The 654-nt window shown below is 64.5% G+C and carries 1 protein-coding gene; it reads left to right on the top strand.

Going from position 1 to position 654, the window contains the following annotated elements; all coding sequences use genetic code 11:
* The coding region (locus AC1DY5_RS57885) for an LPS export ABC transporter permease LptF (RefSeq protein ID WP_478123078.1) at positions 1–654 on the top strand (654 nt) is incomplete at both ends.

Below are 654 nucleotides of genomic sequence, written 5' to 3' on the forward strand. Positions count from 1 at the left end.
CTACGCAAGGAGCTGTCACGCAGCTTCGGGGCCACGCTGGTGGTGCTGGTCACCATCGTGATGACGATGATGCTGATCCGCACGCTCGGCTTGGCGGCCAGGGGCAGCGTGAATCCCTCCGAGGTCTTCCTCGTGATGACCTACACCGTGCTCGGCTACATGCCGACCATCCTGAGCCTCTGCCTGTTCATCGCGATCGTCGGCACCTTGTCGCGGATGTACCGCGACAGCGAGATGGTGATCTGGTTCTCCAGCGGACGCGGCCTGGCCGACTTCCTCTGGCCGCTGTTCCGCTTCGCCTGGCCGATCCTCTTGCTGATCGGCCTGTTCTCGCTGGTCGGCTGGCCCTGGGCCAATTCGCAGACCCAGAACATGCGCGAGCGCTACGAACGCCGCAGCGACATCGAGCGCGTCGCGCCCGGCGAATTCCGCGAATCGGCCGGCCGGCTGCGGGTGTTCTTTATCGACAAGGATGCACCCGACAGCGCCACCGCGAGCAACGTGTTCATATCCTCGGTCGAGCGCAACCTGCGCATCGTGACCTCGGCCCGCAGTGGCCGGATGGAAGACCTGAACGGCATCCGCTACCTCATGCTGAACAATGGCCAGCGCATCGAGGAGCCGCTACAGCCGACCGGCATCAAGGTCAGCGAG

It is taken from the genome of Variovorax sp. P4_D9, assembly GCF_056401695.1.